The sequence below is a fragment of the Roseovarius sp. JB2-10 genome (assembly GCF_055693585.1).
Map to the genome: position 1 here is coordinate 1,371,981 of NZ_CM146337.1, position 19,067 is coordinate 1,391,047.

The 19,067-nt window shown below is 56.0% G+C and carries 13 protein-coding genes; 8 read left to right on the plus strand and 5 right to left on the minus strand.

Features of this window, described 5'->3' with window-relative positions:
* Nucleotides 1–82 precede the first annotated feature (82 nt).
* The 5 genes from ACZ1HJ_RS06860 to ACZ1HJ_RS06880 all read right to left on the minus strand — a co-directional run bounded on the left by ACZ1HJ_RS06860 (nt 83) and on the right by ACZ1HJ_RS06880 (nt 4,405).
* On the minus strand, nt 83–664 hold the full coding sequence (locus ACZ1HJ_RS06860) for a hypothetical protein (protein ID WP_472721567.1): 582 nt from the start codon (nt 662–664) through the stop codon (nt 83–85).
* Between the two features lie 81 nt (nt 665–745).
* Nucleotides 746–2,146, minus strand: a complete 1,401-nt coding sequence (locus ACZ1HJ_RS06865) for a selenium-binding protein SBP56-related protein (protein WP_472721568.1) — start codon at nt 2,144–2,146, stop codon at nt 746–748.
* Between the two features lie 216 nt (nt 2,147–2,362).
* Nucleotides 2,363–2,839, minus strand: a complete 477-nt coding sequence (locus ACZ1HJ_RS06870; protein ID WP_472721569.1) for a lectin MOA-related protein — start codon at nt 2,837–2,839, stop codon at nt 2,363–2,365.
* Nucleotides 2,832–4,013, minus strand: coding sequence for a hypothetical protein (locus tag ACZ1HJ_RS06875; protein WP_472721570.1), 1,182 nt, complete (start codon nt 4,011–4,013; stop codon nt 2,832–2,834). The genes ACZ1HJ_RS06870 and ACZ1HJ_RS06875 overlap by 8 nt, the downstream gene beginning before the upstream one ends.
* Nucleotides 4,010–4,405 (minus strand): hypothetical protein, encoded by a 396-nt coding sequence (locus ACZ1HJ_RS06880; protein WP_472721571.1) that lies wholly within the window; start codon nt 4,403–4,405, stop codon nt 4,010–4,012. Before ACZ1HJ_RS06880 ends, ACZ1HJ_RS06875 begins: the two co-directional genes overlap by 4 nt.
* A gap of 466 nt (nt 4,406–4,871) precedes the next feature.
* On the opposite strand from ACZ1HJ_RS06880, the gene ACZ1HJ_RS06885 reads away from it, so the two are divergent.
* The 8 genes from ACZ1HJ_RS06885 to ACZ1HJ_RS06920 all read left to right on the plus strand — a co-directional run bounded on the left by ACZ1HJ_RS06885 (nt 4,872) and on the right by ACZ1HJ_RS06920 (nt 19,065).
* Entirely contained in the window at nt 4,872–6,011 is a 1,140-nt protein-coding gene (locus ACZ1HJ_RS06885; RefSeq protein WP_472721572.1) for an SAM-dependent methyltransferase, read from the plus strand.
* Nucleotides 6,008–6,715 carry a 4'-phosphopantetheinyl transferase family protein gene (locus ACZ1HJ_RS06890; protein WP_472721573.1) on the plus strand — a complete coding sequence of 236 codons (708 nt, stop codon included), beginning with the start codon at nt 6,008–6,010 and terminating at the stop codon, nt 6,713–6,715. Before ACZ1HJ_RS06885 ends, ACZ1HJ_RS06890 begins: the two co-directional genes overlap by 4 nt.
* A 391-nt stretch (nt 6,716–7,106) precedes the next feature.
* Nucleotides 7,107–11,306: an amino acid adenylation domain-containing protein gene (locus ACZ1HJ_RS06895; RefSeq protein ID WP_472721574.1), complete on the plus strand. Its 4,200-nt coding sequence runs from the start codon at nt 7,107–7,109 to the stop codon at nt 11,304–11,306.
* Nucleotides 11,299–15,000 carry a non-ribosomal peptide synthetase gene (locus tag ACZ1HJ_RS06900; RefSeq protein ID WP_472721575.1) on the plus strand — a complete coding sequence of 1,234 codons (3,702 nt, stop codon included), beginning with the start codon at nt 11,299–11,301 and terminating at the stop codon, nt 14,998–15,000. The genes ACZ1HJ_RS06895 and ACZ1HJ_RS06900 overlap by 8 nt, the downstream gene beginning before the upstream one ends.
* 86 nt (nt 15,001–15,086) lie before the next feature.
* Nucleotides 15,087–16,028, plus strand: coding sequence for a tetratricopeptide repeat protein (locus ACZ1HJ_RS06905; RefSeq protein WP_472721576.1), 942 nt, complete (start codon nt 15,087–15,089; stop codon nt 16,026–16,028).
* A gap of 104 nt (nt 16,029–16,132) precedes the next feature.
* On the plus strand, nt 16,133–17,338 hold the full coding sequence (locus tag ACZ1HJ_RS06910) for a HupE/UreJ family protein (protein WP_472721577.1): 1,206 nt from the start codon (nt 16,133–16,135) through the stop codon (nt 17,336–17,338).
* Nucleotides 17,335–18,819, plus strand: coding sequence for a class I adenylate-forming enzyme family protein (locus ACZ1HJ_RS06915; protein ID WP_472721578.1), 1,485 nt, complete (start codon nt 17,335–17,337; stop codon nt 18,817–18,819). Before ACZ1HJ_RS06910 ends, ACZ1HJ_RS06915 begins: the two co-directional genes overlap by 4 nt.
* Before the next feature lie 117 nt (nt 18,820–18,936).
* Nucleotides 18,937–19,065 (plus strand): hypothetical protein, encoded by a 129-nt coding sequence (locus ACZ1HJ_RS06920; protein ID WP_472721579.1) that lies wholly within the window; start codon nt 18,937–18,939, stop codon nt 19,063–19,065.
* Nucleotides 19,066–19,067: the final 2 nt, after the last annotated feature.

A 19,067-nucleotide genomic window follows, 5' to 3' on the forward strand; every position in this document is an offset into this window, starting at 1 on the left:
TGTCGCGACCTCTATGACGAAAGACCCCGGCTTCTGGCTGGGGTCTTTTTTCGTGTCACTTGGGAAATTTGCGTGCCAGTTTTCAATGCAGGCTGAGCAGGGCGACACCACCCACAATTATCAAACTAAACGCCCATACGATGTCCAGGTTGAACCATCCTTTGGACAGGAACTTGAGCCCAAGCCAATGGTAAACGCCAACAGCCAACGCGCCACCGGTTGCGGTCATAGCGAGCGTATGGACGACGGCAACCACCAGCGCGATCCCAGCATTGCTCTGCATCAGGTCAAAGGCGGCGGCGTGTCCTGTGTCCGTTTCCAATGTGCCGCAAATGCCCAGATAGATGGGCACCAGCATGAAGCCCGCACCGTGGGCCATGGCCGCCAGAAATGACCATAGCGCCAGCCGCGATGGCGGCACGCGGGCCAGGAACCGGGGATGGCGACGGTTGATCAGCAGGTAGATCCCAAGGGCGATGACCAGAGCCGCGGCTGCAATCTGAATCTCCCGCTGCCATTCGACCAAAAAGAGCAGCGCGGCAAAGGGCAACAGGATCGCCGTCATGGCCAGCAAGTGACCCCCCGCAAGCGCCAGAAGAGCTTTGTAGAGGCTGCCGTAATTGCGTTCCATCAGTGCCGATGAAACCGCTAGCGGCCAACCCATCCCTGGGTTAATGCCGTGATAGATGCCAGACGCGACAACGGCCCACCAAAGGGCCGCTGTTGTGCTTAAGTCTGCCACGCGTCAGACGGACGGGTAGCAGAAGCTGTCTGTGGAACAATCACCGCCTTCAAGCCGGATTTGGTGGCTGCGGTATCCTTCAGGAAAATCGACCCAGAAGTCTTTGTCGAGCGTTAGCCCGCCCTTCGCGCCCACATTGGCCATAACCATCGCAGCGCCCCGATCGCCGGGATAAAACTGGTCGTCCCATGTGGAATAGAGCGAGTTGGTCCAGTAGACCCGTTTGCCGTCGCGGCTGATCTCGACCATCTGCGGGCCATAGCCGAATTCGCGGCCATTGGGGTGTTTGTGTTTGGCGACAATCCCGCCAATTTCCACCTTGCCCGCCAGTTTGGGGTTCATCGGATCGGAGACATCGTATTGGTGCATCTCGCCCAAGCCCCAACACGCCACGTACAGGAATTGATCATCAAGGCTCAGATCGATATCCGTGACAAGCGGCGGGACAGCCTCAAAACCCTGAAGGAGCGGAGGTAGATCCTCTTTCGCCGCAGGAACCGGATCAATAGTCACGGTCTTCTTGGCCTCGAACGTGCCGTCAGCATTGCGCCACCACGTGAAAATCGCACCCTGCAGATTGGTTGTGTCCACCACAACACCACAGAAGCCATATTCCTTGGCCGGGTCATGCGCCGGGCGGATTTCAAGCGCCATCTGGTGGTTTTCGCCCAGATCAATCGTCTGCATGTTCTTACGTCCGCGCAAATCCCAGAAATGGATCGAATGGCCATATTTGTTGGACAGCAAATCCTCGGGGACAACACCATTTTCAAACTGCGGCGGCAGGCCCCATTCAGAGCTGACCATGTAGTCACGCGGCAGGTTCCACCAGAAATCGTAATGTTTGTCCTGTGCACCGCGATCCATCTCGTACCGCCCCAGAATATCAAAGGTCTCACAATCCATGATGAAAATACCGGGAGGGCCGTCTGTGCCATCCTTGCCGCCGCCGCCAAGGGTCGAAACGTAAATCCCTTCGGGGCCACAGTGAATGGTATGCGGGCGTGAATAGCCGGTTTTGGCAAACAGCTCTTCGGGTTCAATGATCTTGTGGATCTTGGCCTTCAACGGCTCTTTCACGTCGATCACATAGATTCGGCTGGATCGGATGCCCGGAATAATCAGGTAGCGTCGTTCCAGAAAGGCATGGCCCGTGAGTGGTGACAATGCAGAGGAACACGCGTTCCATCCGAAATGGTGAAATTCATCGCCCTTGTTGGGCATGAAGAGGCTATGCACAATCTCGCCATAGGTCTTCGATTTGGGATCAACATCAACAACCGCCAGGCCATCGGGTTGAGAGCCATCGGGGCTCAACATCAACGTGAAAGCCAGCGTTTCTGCCGGGGCCTCCATGGCCAGTTTCGGTGTGGCGTGAAAAGTCGGGTCTGGTCTTAAATTCATTTTGCGTCCTCCCTGAGGCTTCTGGTGTTGGGTTTTCTAAGCCTCCACCAGAAAAGCTTGCACAGATTCAAATGTCAGACAATTGAATTTTTTCGTCCTTTAGGGGCTCTTGACAGAACGGCATTCTGAAAATTTACGATTCGACAGGATATGTTTTCGCTTCGTTTGCGTTTCGACTGGCAACTGCCAACCTCAGCGGTCAGGTGGCCTGAAGCGTTACACCATCAAGAGGTTCACGCGGTCCCGTTGCTGGTGGAACCGGCGTATGGCTTCATCAATCGTTTTTTCTGCCACGAATTGCGGTTCAATCCAGTAGAGACGGCTGTCGTCCAGAATGACCCAGTTCAGAGCATGGTAGAGCCCGTTGCCAAAGCCGGCAAAGACACCCCAGCTGATGCCGGCAGCAATTGGCGCAGCATTGGGTCGCGCTTTTTGATACCACTTCGCCGTCAGGCCTTTGAAAATGAAAGAATAATCGTCGCAGTCAAACTTGCCGTCCGTTGTGTAGGCGCTGGCAGGCGGCATATCAGCCTTTACCTTTTTGACGACCTCCTCGAACAACTCGGGACTGGGCAATTCCATTTCCGGATCAGACGCCTGAACCAATGGCGACGTCAACCCGGAACCGGGCACGGTCGAGATAAAATCACGTGCGTATTTCGCCAGCGCTTGGTTCGAGATGAACTTACCCATCTTCTGAGGAGAAGACAGGACAGTCACCACCTTCGCAGGCCTGTTTTCCATCTTCCGTCAAAGTCGCCGCCGCAGGTGAGCTTGAGATCGCAGGCGAGAACGGATCCACGTCGCTCCCGGTGGTCTCCAACACGACCTGCCGGTAGCTGGCAAGCGCCTTGAGGTATTCCGCCTGAGCGTTCAGCAAATCGACCGACCCCTGCAACTCACTCTTCTTGACGCCCAACAGGCCCTGTATGGCCTCTCCTGTGCCGCTCAAAACCGCATCAATGATCTGGATCGGAAGAAGAGCTGCCGCCGCAATTTCGCTCGGCTTGGACATGTCGACTTTTTGCAGGGAGCCACCCGCAAAGGTCAAAACCGTATTGCGTTTTACAAAGGCCGAGCGTTCCAGATCGATCCCTTCGATCTGATGCGGGTCAGGAACCTTGACGACAAAATCGGTGACGTTACCGGAATGGGGTTCTTCAAAGCTTACCGTGACGCTTGTTAGTGGCCGGTAGCAAACTGAATGATTGCAGGCAAAGCTGTGCGTTACTGGCCGGGGCGGCGGGTAAATGCGCAGGTTCATGTAGCGGCCCAGTCGGTTCTGGGCCCGCTTGACGCTGTGCACATCTGTCGGATCAAAGGATAGTTGAACCACTTCATGCACCGGCTCGGTATGTGGTCGGTCTGATTCCAATAGTCGGTTGCCGCCTCCGCCGGGCGTATTACCGAGACCTTGCGTCAGACGTGCGATCTTTGCCGCTGCCTTTGCAAAATTCACCAAGGCCAGACCGCTCTGATCGTCGGTGGCGATGGTGACTGAGGATAGCAATTGATCCGTGAATTCGAAATCCAGATCGTCATTCGAAAACCGGGAAGGCGAATAGTTCAGCGTGTACCTGAAGGCACTGCTGGAATCGGGCACGATTGACTGCGGGGTATCTGCGGGGCTGACCTTGAAATGGGTGGCTTCGCTGAAATGCAGGTTGTCAGCGAGGATTTTGAAGTTCAGGTGCTTGCGTGGCAGAGAATACGTTCCTTGAAAGTTCGTCCGCTTTTGCACCCCGTTTTGCGATGCAAAGGAGGCACCCGCCTGATTGCTTTCAACCACTGTGCATCCGGTCAGGAAAAGGCCCATAAATGCAGCGAGGAGCGTTTTTCCAACGGCTGGATGGCGCTGAGTTGTCATTTGTTTGCCCCTTTCGTGTAGCTTTCGATTACGGGATCATCGGTGTCTGCGGAAAAAGGGGCTTCGTTGCCAAAGTCGGGTTCGCCGATCAGATTGGATTCTCTATGCACGGTTTCCGCGTTGGCGCCGGGCGTCGGCGGGTTTTCGGGATAACCGGTGCTTCGATTGCCAAACCAGAACCCTGCGATGCTGGCCGAAAGTGTGGACAAGCCGGAGAAAACGCCAAGCGCAAGCTCTGGTTTCTGGTATCCCACCAGCAAAACGAATGTCAGGATAACGGCCGTCGTGCAGTATACGAAGACGACGAAATAGGTGACGACAATCCGCACATTGCTCTTACGCACCCTTTGGCGCGTGGCCATTCTGGGGCCATATGCTTCGTTTTCGTCCATAAATGTATTCCAATACAAAATTCGGAATGAAAAATCGAAATAGCTAACAAAATTAAGGTGGTAGTTTTGGTGTCAAATTTTCAAAATGCAACATTTTCGGCATTTTGAGAGCGCGATACACCCTATGCGAGTGCTTTTGCGGTTACGGTTCATCACCGGCTCACGAGAAAAACCAGCGTCCTGAAAGAGCTAAAACGCGTCTGTAATCAAAGAGAAAATGCGGATTTATTCTGGTGCGTCGCTGATTTCCGTTGAGATACGCAGGTACAAAACAGCACGCCACACGTGGCGCGGCAGGTTTGTCTTTGGTCCGGCGACCGGCCGCCGAATCGACAGAAGAGAGGCAGGCAAACGACAGGGTTGAACTGCCTGCACAAACGACCACGGCTTGTTTATTCAATTGACGCCGTCATCATTTGGAACATTTGATGCGCGTTACCGATTAACGAATGGAAAGTGGGGGCCAATGGGACGTGAGAAGACAGCAGATATCGCTGACTTTCTGGCAACCGTTGGTTTAGGTACATCAGGCCCCATTGATGACCAGTCGTTGGATCACGCCCTGTGCTCGGCCATTTCTGACCAAAACCTTGATCCATTGCTGGCTCATTTGCGGGAAAGGACGGCGGATCTCACTGTCGCGGGGCAGGCAAAGATTGCAGAGGCTGAGCAAGCCTTAGCGCGGATCCGGCAGGACAATGTTGCGTGCAGTGATGAACTCATCGCGGCGTTTGCATCGGCGGGTGTGTCGGCAAAATTGACCGAAGCTTCTGTTCAGTTTCAAGCCCTGCGGGTGATGCTTGCGCCCAAGGATGTTCCGGCGGCGATTGACGTTGCGCGGGCCAAAGGGTTCGTCTTGGCAGAGAATTTCAGTCAAGGGGCTGCGGCCGCCATGGCGCGTTTCGAAAATCAGGTCGTGCTGATGCGCCGCGATGCAACGACGGTTCGTCTGACACTTACATGGCGTGATGCGACCACGAAGCGCCGGATGCCCGCAAAGTTCCGTCCCAAACTCACGGACTATAGTTATTTAGCATTGCCGCGCGGGCTCTGGTGGCTCTATCCGATGGTGAAACCCATCCGACTGCTGGCTGATAAACTCGGCGCTGGTCGCCGTGCCGACGCGCTTGATGCCTATCTGGCCACTGTCAATCTGGGCACGCCCCTTTCGCTGGTGCAGCCTCTCTTTGACGCGGTTGAACTTGGTCCAGAGGACGTGATCGTTGATGTGGGATGTGGCGATGGCCGTGTTCTGATCGAGGCCGTTCGGGCCACAGGGTGCCGTGCCGTGGGGATCGAGCGCAATATACCTCTTGCATCGCGCGCTGCTGCCGCAGCGAGTGCGGAAGGCCTGTCTGACCGCATCGATATCCTGCCACGATTGGCCGGGCCCGCGGACCTGGCAAAAGCAACAGTTGTTTTCCTCTTTCAACCGCCCGCAGTTCTGCCCGGTTTGTTGTCTTTGGTTTTGTCGAGCCGGCCTGACAATTGTCGCATTTTGGTGCATGAGCAGGCTGGTTTGAAACTACCCCAGCAACCGGATGTATCTGTGCCCGTGTTTGCAGAAAACGCGGTGACCGTTGCACATCTGTGGCGGTCAAAATGAGCAGTGCCGTCGACCCGAATGAGAGAGCTGCGGCAATTGAGCAGTGCCTGCGCACCCTGCTGCCCTCGTTTGTTGAGGTAATCGCGGCACCTGTTGCTGATCACACCAACGATCTTTTTCCGTCGGAACAAGACGCCATTGCCCGTGCGGTGGATACGCGGTGCAATGATTTCTCCACCGGGCGCATTTTGGCCCGCAGGCTAATGGCGCGTCTTGATATCGATCCTGTTGCCGTGCCGCCAGACGATCAACGGCGGCCATGTTGGCCCCAAAGCCTTGTGGGCAGCATCACACATAGTTCCGGAATATGTGCTGTTGCCTTGTCCCGCAGACCAGAATGTGCAGCGATCGGTATAGATATCGAACGGACGTCCAAAATCCCTGAAAATATCCTTCATTCGATTGCACCCGCAGAGGAGCTTGAACAGCTACGTGGGACAATGCCGGATGACATGCTCACGGCAATTTTGTTTTCCGCGCGCGAGGCTGTCTACAAAGCCTACAACCCTGTGACAGATGCGTTTCTGGCGCACCGCGAAGTTTACATGCAATTGGACGATCCGCATTTCACGGCGACGTTGCAAACCGCTGATGCTCCCCGCTTCTTGGGTGGGGATACGATCGAGGGCGCGTACGCCTGTACATCGTCCATGGTGGTATCCGCGGTTGCATATCCGGCATGTAAGTTTCCGGAAAGTGGATAGAGTTGATCATCACGCCTTTCCGTTTCGATTTGGGAAACTTAGGTCGGCAGGCCAATTTAATTTTAGTTCCAACGTAACCGCCTGTTAAATCAATAAAAATACGAGTTTATTGGGCTGTATTGGCGTGGAATACCACGTTGTTAGCGCTGCCAAATTTGCCTTGGTTAACGTGCGACATATAACCAACTAAGTCGGCTTCGTGAGAGCTTAAAGGTATGTTGTTTAACCCGGTGGTAGCCCACACATGGCGCGTTGTAGAAAAATCAGTCGAAAAAGCGACGCGCAGTGTGGTGGGTGATTTTGGTATTATAGGACCAGAACCGACAGGTGCTGTGGTTGTGCTGTCTCACGCATGCGCGGGCGAGCGTGAAGGGGGAGTATGGCATAGGTGATGGGTTTTGATCACCAGAGAAACGCCGGGGAACCTGTAGCGGTTTCACACGCCCAACGGATGATTTGGGCGGGCAATCAAATTGACCCTAGTGTCCCCATCTACAATACGGCATGGCGGTTCGATCTGCGCCAACGCATTGATCCTCAAAAGTTTGAAACGGCGTTCGAAACCGTTGCAGCACAATGCGATGGGCTGCGTCTAATCGTTCAGCTTGGAGCAGATGGGGAGCCCTTGCTGGTGGATACCGGCAAAATAGCAGGACGCCACGAAACGATACTGCTCTCCTCCGATGCCGACGCGTCGCGGTGGATTGAAAGCGCGGTTAAACGGCCCTTTGATCTTGCGCAAGCCACCCTGCACAGTGCGCTGATCCGTGTCGCGGATGATCACTGGATTTGGTACCTGAACCAGCATCACATCGTAACGGACGCAAGTTCTGGCAGCTTGGTCTTTCAGGCCATGGCACGCGCTTATGCCGGCGACGATCTGGGTGATTTGCCGCCCTATGTTGACCACGTGCGCAGAGAAGCTGGCAGAGTTAACGCGGACAATGCGGCCCATTGGAAACACGCTTCTCAGACACCTGTGCCGCATCCTCGCCTTTACGGACGTACCATCAATGGAACGGATGCGGCCGCGGATGTGCAATCCGTTTACTTGGACCCGGCGCGCCTGGAGCGCCTTAACACGTTGCTCTCATCGCCTGGCTTCAATGCGCTGAGCCGTCAGCAAGCGGTTTTCAACTTCTTTACAACCGTTTTGGCCGCGTGGATGCACCGCGTGTCGGGCGAAAAACAGATACCGATTGGCGTTGTTGGTCATGGCCGTTCAGGCCCCGCTGCGCGACAAACCGTTGGATGTTTTATCGAACTTTTCCCGATGCATCTGGAACTGCCGGAGGGGATTTCTTTCAAGACCGCCCACAAGCATGTTGTTGAAAAATCCCTGTCCCTTTTGCGCCGGGCAACGCCGGGCACAAGCGCGCCGCGGGGTTTGACGCAGTTCAATACGGTGATCAACATCATGCCGCCCCGGTTCGAGGATTGGATGGGCACGCCGGTCACTGTCAGTTGGGTGAACACCGGATTTATCGATCAGCGCCATGCCTTCAGGCTCAACGTAATGGAACTGTCCGAAGAGGCTGGCATAACACTGGCCCTCGCATTCAACACGTCTGTGTTTGATGCCTACCAAAGGGCAGCCGCGGAACGACATCTGCTGACGATCATGGATGCGTTTCTGGATGATCCGGAACAGGCAATTGACCGGGTTTCACTGGGTGCACCCACGGATGCCGCAACGGCGTTGGTCAATTCACATCCCGATGAAACCCCAACCGCACCTGAGGATGTAATAGTAGCCTTTGAAAACCACCTGCGCCGTGATGGTTCTCAGATCGCCATTCGCGACGGCGCGCGGGACGTATCACGCGCGGAATTGGCAACGCGGATGGACGCGATTGCTACGGCGTTGGCGGCCGAGGGCATCCAGCCGGGCGATCGGATCGGTGTCCAGATGACCAGATCTGTGGATTTGGTTGCCAGTGTCTTGGGCGTCTTGAAACTGGGCTGCAGTTTTGTCTTGCTTGACCCATCGCAGACAGCGGCCCGTCGCGCAAAGATCAAGGAACAGGCGGATCTGAGCCTTGTGCTTTTTGAGGCTGACGTCGCTGATGACCCTATGGCGGAAGAAGCGACCCTAGACGTTTCGGAAGTTGCTCCAAAAGCGGGCGCTGCACCTTCTGCAGATCCGACAAACCATCCGGCCTATGTGATGTTCACGTCGGGCTCCACTGGTGTGCCCAAAGGCGTTGTGGTCGGCAGGTCTGCACTTGCCCGATACGCGCAATGGGCGCAGGTCACGTTTGCCGGTCCGGATCCGGCGACATGGGCGTTACACTCCGCAATTGGTTTTGATCTGACACTCACATCGATTTTTGCGCCATTGGTCAGCGGTGGCACGATTGCGATCTACCGCGAGCAGGGGGCCGCCGGACATTTGTCTGTACTGGACGTTTTCCGGGACAATTCTGTTGATGTTGTCAAGCTGACCCCCGCCCATTTGCGGCTGGTGGTAGAAATGCCATTGGCTCCGGGCAACATCCGATCTCTTGTATTGGGTGGTGAAGCATTGCCCGTGGAGCTGTGTGCAAAGGCCGAGGCAAAACTGGGCGCGCATGTGCAGATATATAACGAATACGGGCCAACCGAAGCCACCGTGGGCTGCATGGTACACAGGTTTGATCCTGCCCAAGACACCGCCTTGAACGTGCCGATAGGACGCCCGGCAGTGGACACGTCGATCTATGTGCTGGATCACGGCCTGTCGCCGGTCGCTGACAACGTGGAAGGTGATCTCTACATTGCCGGGCCTGACAGACTTGCGGAAGGGTACCTCAACCGGCCCGATGAAACAGAACGCGTTTTCATCAATAACCCGTTTGCCGCCGGGAAAATGTACCGCAGCGGCGATATTGCAACGGTTCGGCCAGACGGGACGGTGCTCTACCATGGCAGAGCGGATGATCAGCTCAAGATCAGCGGTGTTCGGATCGAGCCTGCTGAAATCGAAGCTGCAGTGCAAGACATCGACGGGGTTGAGCATTGCACGGTCCAGCTCTTTGATCCGGAGATTGCCGGTCGGATGTTGTGCAAGACGTGCGGGGTGCCGCGATCATTGCCCAACATTACATTTGTGGGTGACGATCTGTGCAAGACATGCGCCGATTTCGAAGACGTCCGCACCAAGGTCGATGCTTACTTCGGTGATCTTGATGAGCTCCGCCATATTCTGGCCAGCCGCGCAAAGGATCGCACCGGTCCCTATGACTGTGTGATGCTGCTATCCGGCGGCAAGGACAGCACATATGCGCTCAGCAAACTATCGAACATCACCAGCCGTGTGCTTGCCGCGACATTGGACAATGGTTTCATTTCGGATGAGGCCAAAAGGAACATCGAAATCATCACTCAACGGCTGGGCATTGATCATCGCTTTGTCAGCACGCCCGCGATGAACGAGATTTTTGTTGATAGTCTCAAACGTCATGCCAATGTCTGCAATGGCTGCTTCAAAACCATCTACACACTCTCGCTACATCTGGCCAAGGAAGTTGGCGCGCCGACCGTTGTGACGGGCCTGTCGCGCGGGCAACTCTTCGAGACGCGCCTTGCCCCGGAGCTTTTTGACGACCCGGCCGATGCCCGCGCCCGCGTCGACGATATGGTGTTGGCCGCGCGCCGCAGCTATCACCAGTTTCCCGATGCCGCGTCGCGTGCACTGAATGGGGATTTATTCGATCAGGGCGATGTTCTGAAGGACATCTCCTTTGTCGATTTCTACCGGTATTGCGATGTGTCCGTCAGCGAGGTGTACCAGCACTTGGAAGGGGCGGTCGGATGGTCGCGCCCGATGGATACTGGCCGATCCACGAACTGTCTGATCAACGACGTCGGTATCCAGGTGCATAAGATCAGACGTGGTCATCACAATTACGCACTGCCCTATAGCTGGGATGTGCGTCTGGGCCACAAAACTCGCGATGAAGCTGTCGACGAGTTGGATGATGAGATCGATGCCGCGCGCGTCGACGAAATCCTTGCGCAAATTGGCTTTGACGAGCCGGTCGAACAGGGTGCGGTCGCCGGGCCGCAACTTGTGCTCTACTACACGGCGCGATCGGATGTCGGGGCTGCTGACATACGCCGCAAATTGCTGGGTGTCTTGCCGCGCGAAATGGTACCAAAGCACCTGTGTCAGATGGATGACATTCCTCTGACGGCAAATGGCAAAATCGACAAAAATGCCCTGCCGTCGCCAGACGTGGCGCAAGATGTCGTTGATGTCTCGGCCGCGCCAACCGATCGGGCAATGTCAGACTTGGAAAGCAGGCTGGTCGAAATCTGGCGGCGCGTTCTGGCAAAACCGTCGATCAGCGCCGATTGTAATTTCTACGATGTGGGCGGCGACTCGCTTGGTGCGATCCAGATTGCGACGCAATGCGTCAAAGCCGGATTGTTCGTCACGCCGCAAGACATCTTTCAACACCAAAGTGTTGCGCGCGTTGCACAGGAAATCGACGCGCGTACCCAAAATCCAAAGGTCACAGCCCCGGCAAATGAAGCAAGACGGCCCGCACTGAGCGGTCGCAACAAGGCCCGCCTTGAGGCGCTGTTTGGGAAGAAGTCCGATGGATGACAGCACTCTGAACCTTGAAGGTGTCGATGATGCATTCGTACTGAATGCCTCGCAGCAAGGTATGCTTTATCATTCCGAAGCGGAGCCCGGCACAGGTGTGTATGTTGGCGTTCTGGACTGTGTGCTTCCGGACGACGTTGATCTGGTCAAATTCAAGCAGGCCTGGGCGCATGTGGTGGCACGTCACGACGCGTTACGCAGTCTGTTTGTCTGGCATGGCGTCGATGATCCGCTGCAAGTCGTTCGATCGGAGTGCACCATCGTGTGGGAGGTCATTGACGAACCCTTGCCCGAATTGGATGGCGCGCTTGAGCGTGGGTTTGTTGAAAAACTGCGTCAAGATGGCATTGATCTTTCGACCGCCCCAACCATGCGGTTTATCCTGGGCAAGCTTGCATCGGGCAAACAGTGTTTTCTCTGGGTGTGCCACCACGCTTTGATCGATGACTGGTCGCAGGCGTTGGTGCTCGAGGAGGTACAGGATACCTATCATCTGCTCATGGCGGGTCAGGTGCCGGCGGATGAGAGCAGCTTCGCCATCGGAAGCTTTGCGGATTGGATTGCGGCCCGTGATGCGGATGACGACGAAGCCTTCTGGCGCAATATATTTGCAGGGTTCTCCAATCCTACTCGGCTCCAGTTAGACCGAAGCGCCAGCGCAGCGCCGGTCGATACCCTGCACGGTGAGATCAACCGTGTTTTGGACAAATCAGCGTCGGATGCGTTGCGAGAGGCTGCGACGCAGCATCGTGTAACCCTTGCAGCCGTGGCAACGGGTGTCTGGTCGGAGGTGTTGCATCGCCTGACGGGCGAACCTGATCTTGCCTTTGGCATTGCGGCCACACAACGCCCTTCTGATTTGCAGGATGCCGACCGGGCAATCGGAAACTTTGTGACAACCATGCCAGCTCGGGTTGAAATCAACCGCTTCGAAAATCTGGCTGCATTGATCACCGCGAGTCACGAGACAGTCCAAGACGCGCAGCCGCGCAGCAGCATTGCCTTGTCGCGTCTGCAGGACATTCTGAAACTGCCGCAAGACAGCCCGATGATCGATACAATCCTGTCGATCAAACAGGATGCCATGGCGCGTCTGGACCAAGCCGGGGATACGCTGTTTCAATCCCCCACGATCCAGTTCAAAAGCAATTTCCCCTTGGCTGTGGTCGTACTGCCCGGCGATCGCATCGGCCTGCGGGTCATCTATGATCCGGGGGTCTACGGAGCTGAAGCGGCCGAGCATGTCATCTCAGCCTTCGAAAATGCACTAAAGGCCGCCCATGACGCGATGGGCGCACCACCCGGCAGCGTGCCGATCATGTCGCCCGAAGCAGAAGCCCAAGCCATTCAGGGCATGACGTGCCAAACACCTTTACCGGCTTTCGCGGGCATCCTTGACAGCATCAAAAAGCAGGCCGTGTCGCAGCCTGACAAACCCGCGATCGTGGCCCAAGGGCAGACCCTGACATTTGCCGAGTTGTGGAACCGCGCCCAGAACCTTGCGCATCACTTGCGGTCTCAGGGTTTGGGGCGTGGTGATCGGGTTGGTGTGTATCTGGATCGCTCCGGTGACGTGCCTTTGGCCATGCTTGGGGTTTTGTTGGCGGGTGCTGCCTATGTACCGTTCGATGCCGCCTTCCCGGAAACCCGTCTGGAACGGATGATTGAGACCGCTCAACTTTCGGCCATCGTGACCAAGCGTGATCATTTCGGACGGTTGGCGGGGCAATCCAAGCACCTGATAGAGTTGGATGAAGCGTCTTCCCGTAGAGGCACCGATGAACTTCTGCCGGAGATCGATGAGGCTGATATTGCCTATGTGATGTTCACCTCCGGCTCAACCGGGGCACCCAAGGGTGTTGTGGTGTCGCATGCCAATCTGAGTGCTTCAACGGCGGCGCGTTTCAGTTGGTATGACAGCACGCCGGAGCGGTACTTGCTGTTGTCGTCACACGCTTTCGACAGCTCGGTCGTCGGGCTCTACTGGACACTTTGCGCAGGCGGGACGCTTTTCGTTGCGGATCACGATGAAGCCCGCGACGTGGGGGCCCTGAAGGATATCATTCAGGACAACGAGATCACGCATTTCCTGTGCCTTCCTTCGCTCTACCGTCTTCTTCTGGAGACATGTGCAGATGCCCTGACATCACTCCGGACGATTATCGTTGCCGGTGAAGAAGTCACGCCGGACTTGGTCAATATGCATGCTGTGCACGGGCTGCAGGCAGACCTGGTGAATGAATATGGACCTACGGAGGCCACCGTTTGGTGCGCTGCGGCACGCCTTACCGATGTCACCGCTGATGGAACCGTGCCAATTGGCGGCGCCATCCCGGGCGGGCATCTTTACCTGCGTGATACGGAAGGTCGCCCTGTCCCAGATGGGGTCAGCGCCGAGTTGCTGGTGGGCGGTCCTTGTGTGGCTCAGGGGTACTTCGACCTGCCGGAAGAGACACAAGCGCGCTTTGTGGATGACCCGGTTGTTCCCGGCCAGAAAGTATATCGCACCGGTGATCTGGTGCGGCGGCGATCAGATGGGCAGTTGGAGTATGTCGGCCGCGTTGATGAACAGATCAAACTGCGCGGGTACCGGGTGGAGCTTTCGGAGATCGAAGCGCTTTTGACTGGCAGGCCAGATATCCGCGATGCTGTGGTTGCAGCCAAAGGGGCGGGCATGGCGGCGCGATTGGTGGCCTATGTCGTTTCCAAAGAGGACGGCGCTCTCAGCCCCGATGTGCTGACAGGTTTTTGCAGGTGCGCCCTGCCGGATTTCATGGTGCCCGCACAATTTGTGCAGATCGCTGACCTGCCACGCACACCCAATGGCAAGGTTGACCGCAACGCATTACCTGACCCGCAGGAACCGGTCCGAGGTGGGGAATTTGTAAAAGCATCCACACCAACAGAGTCTGTTCTGTCCGAGCTTTGGCGCCAGGTCTTGTGGCTCGACCGCGAAGTGGGCGTGCATGACGATTTCCATGATCTTGGGGGGCATTCCCTGTTGGTCATGCGACTGGTGAATGAAATCGAGCAAACTTTCGACCTGCGCCTGCCACTTGCCAGTCTGGGCCGTCTGACCACCGTGGCAGAGCAGGCGGTGCTGATCGAAAAAATTCGGCGTGATGCCGATACGGATGAGGGCCCAATCGCACCCAGTTCTGGTGCGGTGCCCAGTGTGCTGGCGGGTCTGGACGCAGAAGAAGAACGTAAACTCACTACTCTGACGTCGAACTGGAGTGCACCTGCCGCCCGCGAGGGTTCCAAAATCCGCGTGCTGAATGCACAAGGATCAAAGCCACCGCTGTTTTTCTGCTTTCTGACTGAATTTTCGTTCATTCAAATGGCGGAATATCTGGGGAAAGATCAGCCGCTTTATGGCATCCGGGCCGCAAATGCGGTGGTGCCGATGACGGGTGAAGACGCGTACGAAGCCAATATGCGCCGCGCCGCGATCAGCTACTTGCCTGAGATCATCGAACTTGCCGGCGATCAACCGATCATGCTGGGAGGGTATTGCCAGGGTGCAACGATTGCGATGCACCTGGCCGCGTTGCTCACCGCACTGGGGCGACATGTGGCAACGGTGATCGTGATCGAAAAAACACCCCCGTCAGATACCCCGGCCATGTCGATATCATCTTCACCAAAGACAGTTTTCTCAATCCCTATCTGGAATTCGAACAGCCTGAACTGATCTGGTCACGCCGCTACGGCTCACACCAGTTTCAGATTATTCCCGGGGATTATGGCAAGGTTTTTGTACCCCCTTTTGCGATGGGTTTGTCTGTTGCGCTGAACGAATGCCTTGAGCGGGCACATCAAGCGGCAGGTGTTGCGTTGCCGCGCAAGGGTCAGGCCGTGTCATGGGGCGCTGTGGATGTGCCGGGGCATTTGGGGATCGGTCAAGTATTTGACCTTGATGTGAATTTTCAGAATGACGGTGCGTGGACATGGCACCCGACGACTGAAAGCGGTTTGCGTGTGCGCGCGGATTGGTGCGCCGTTGACAGCACCGAAGACACGATGGCGCCGGTTCATGCGGCACTTGACCAACCTGTTGGACCGGGCGCAAGCGCCACAGCGCGCCTGAAACTGCAGACGCCGACACGCCCTGGATCCTACCGATTGGAAATCGACATGGTCGAAGAAGGCATTGCGCGGTTTTCCAAAATAGGCTGCCCGAAATTTACCGCACTATGTACGGTTTCAGAACAAACCGATGCGCTGCCTGAACAGCCGGAGCAGATGGATGCTCGAATAGATGACGCGGCAAAGGCGTGGTTGAAACAGGCTGCGGATCTGTCCGATCTGACGCGCACGACGTTGCGGCGCGACGGAATATCCGGCAACCGCATTCCCGATCAGGCGACCGATCAGATCAAGGCAAGAACGTCTGAAATCATGCGTGAAATCGGAGCACTCCGTTTTCGTCAAAATGACTTGGCAGCAGCCGAGCGCGAGTTTGCATCGGCTTTGGCGCTGGATGCCACAGATACAGAAAGCCTGTTGGCGCTGGCCCGGATCAATCTGGAAAAAGGGCGGATGCTCAAAGCGTATCGGTTGGCCCGCCGCGCACAAAACGCAGGCTCGTCCGACGCTGCCACGATGGTGTCGGTCATGTTTACGCCGCACGGCATAGCCCGCGCTCTCAAACGTCGCGTCCGGTCCAAGTTGGGCATGACCACCGGGCGGATCAGCAAAAAGCGGAGGGTTTTGAAATGAACCACTGTGACACGTCTTTGCTGCCGAACCGGCGAAATATGAAACACCCCCATCAACGCGGCAAAACTGCCGCTAAATCACTGTACCAAAGGAAAGTTTTAGATATGAACCTTACCTTGATTTACCGATTTCTCTTTACGGCGATCCTCTCGTTTTTCTTGGCATCGCCGTCCATGGCGCATCGTTCGAACGAAAGCTATGTCTATTTCGATGTGACCGACGATTCACTGTCGGGCCGCTTCGAAGTCACGCTAAAAGACCTCGATGCGGTTCTGGGCATAGACGCGAATGGCAATGGAACCGTTGAAGAAGCGGAATTCATCGCGGAAAAAGACCGGATTTTCTCGTATCTCTCAGAGCGCCTGTCGGTCACCCATGAGGGTCAAAATCTGCAGTTGGAAGCGGGTTCGGTGGAAACTCTGGATGCGGGATGGATTGGTGTATTCGGGCAAATTGGATTCAATGTTCTGGGTCTTACCTCGGTACCGGAAGAGATTTCGATCAAATATGATCCACTCACGGAAATCGATTCAAACCACGCTGGCCTGATCCTGATCGGCAGCAACACCCGCGTCGGTATCGAAGAAAATGAATCGTATGTCTCGCTGACCTTTACCCCGGGTGATGACCCCAAGATGCTGTCACTGGTTGGAGAACCCTGGCTGAATGTTTTTGTGGATTTCGTCATTCACGGCATTTGGCATATCTGGCTTGGGTTCGACCACGTGGTCTTTCTTGTGACGTTGCTCTTGCCATCGGTCATGATGGCGCAAAGTCGCAAATGGGTGCCCGAAGAAGCGTTCCGCAGTTCCTTCTGGAACGTTGCAAAAATCGTCACGGTTTTCACGCTCAGCCACTCGGTGACCTTGACCCTCGCGGGGCTCGGTATCTTGCAGATGCCCGTGGCACTGGTTGAGGCAATTATCGCAGCCTCGATCATTGCTGTCGCGGTGATGAACATGTTCCCGAGCGTGCACCGCCACATGTTGTGGATCGTGTTCGTCTTTGGTCTTTTCCACGGATTTGGGTTTGCCAACGTTCTGGAACCACTTGCGCTTGATCCAAGCCGCAAGGTGGTAGGTATTGCGGCCTTCAACATAGGAGTTGAAATTGGGCAATTGGCCATTGTTCTGGTGGCATTCCCGCTTCTCTGGATGGTGCGGCGTTGGGCGCTTTATCCCTTCATGGCCTTCCGTGTGGGCACCGCGATTTTGGTGTTGGTTGCGGGCATATGGTTCCTGGAGCGCACAACAGAATTTGAGTTCAACGTGCGTGGAACCGTCAAAACCATCACAGGCATCCAATTGTGAGCTATCTATCGCTGGATAGCCCCTTGGCGGAAGCGGCGCGTGCGTATCCTGATCGGGTGGCATTCCGCTTCCGCGGTGAGGAGCTCTGCTACACCGCACTGTGGCAGAAGACGCAGGTCCTTGCGACGCATCTTGTGGCGCAGGGTGTACAAAAGGGGGACCGCGTCGCCATCGCAATGACCAAAGGGTTGGAAATGCCCGTGGCCATTTATGGCATCTGGCTGGCTGGCGCTGCTTTTGTCCCGCTTGACCCTTCGGCACCGGTGGATCGACTGACGTGGATCATAAAGGATTGCGACATTTCCATCGTGGTCGGCGCCGACCGGAACAAGGGTTTGCTGGAGGCACTATCGGCGTCAACGCCCGTTCGGGTCATTGGGGTTGATGGCGCATTTGGGTCTGACGGCAATGGTGTGGATGACCCCAAACCGCTGCTGCCCGTGGCGAACACATCGGATGATTTGGCATATATCATTTTCACGTCAGGCTCGACCGGCACGCCCAAGGGCATTTGCCACACCCATGGTTCGGGCTTGGGTTTCGCCATGGCGTGGATGGCGCATTACGAACTGACGCCAGAAGATGTTTTTTTCTCCACCGTCCCTCTGCACTTTGACTTCTCTCTTGCGGATTTCCTGACGCCTGCCATGCGGGGCGCAGTGACCGAGCTGGTACCAGAGCAGGTCTTGATGTTCCCTGCCAGCCTCGCGGAGCTGTTGGAAACGAGCGGCGGAACGATTTGGAGTTCCGTGCCCTATACCTTCATTCAGCTTTGCGAACGTGGCGCGACGGAGGCGCGTGATCTATCGCGGCTCAGATGGTTGATCTATGGTGGGGAACCGATGCCGCCCTCAAGCCTGCCGGTTCTGCGCGCGACATTTGATGCCGCCATTTCCAACTCCTACGGGCCTGCGGAGGTCAATCAGGTCTCTGAATACACGGTGCCGGTCGATCATCCTGCAGATTGCGCTATTCCGATTGGTGAAACCATGTCTCATGCGAGGTTCTTGCGGCATGAAGACGGGGAATTGTTGGTGGCTGCACCTTCCATGATGCGCGGCTATTGGAATCGCCCTGATCTGGATGAAACGGTTTTTGTTGAACAGGATGGCATGAGATACTACCGCACCGGCGACCGTGTTGAGAAAGACGAACAGGGCCTCTGGGTGTTCATGGGCCGCGAAGATCGACAGATCAAGATCCGAGGCTATCGGATCGAGTTGGACGAGGTCGAGATGGCGATGGCATCGCACGCTGACGTGTCTGAGGCCGCAGCAGTGGTTTCCCCGGATGGTCTGAGTATCCACGGGTTTGCGACGCTGGTCGAAGGCGCCCGGATCACGGCCAAGGATGTTCTGGCGCACGTGACAACCAAGCTGCCGCGGTATGCGGTGCCGGATCAGATCGACATCCGCCAGAAATTCGCCAAGACAAGTACCGGAAAGATCAACAGAAGAGCGTTGCTGGAGGATGTAAAGTGACTGCCGTAAGTGAAAATATCGTCCAGGGTTTTATTTCCGAGCGGTTGCTCGATGGGCAGGCCGTTGCCGCAGATGAAGATCTGCTGTTGTCGGGGCGTTTGGATTCTGTTGGGCGTCATGTCTCTTGTCGCGCATCTGGAAAAACAGTTGGGCAAGAAAATCCCAGATCAGGACATCACGATCGACAATTTTTCGACTGTGAATACGATCATGCAGTATCTGAACGCGCTTCAGGCCGCCGGTTAACA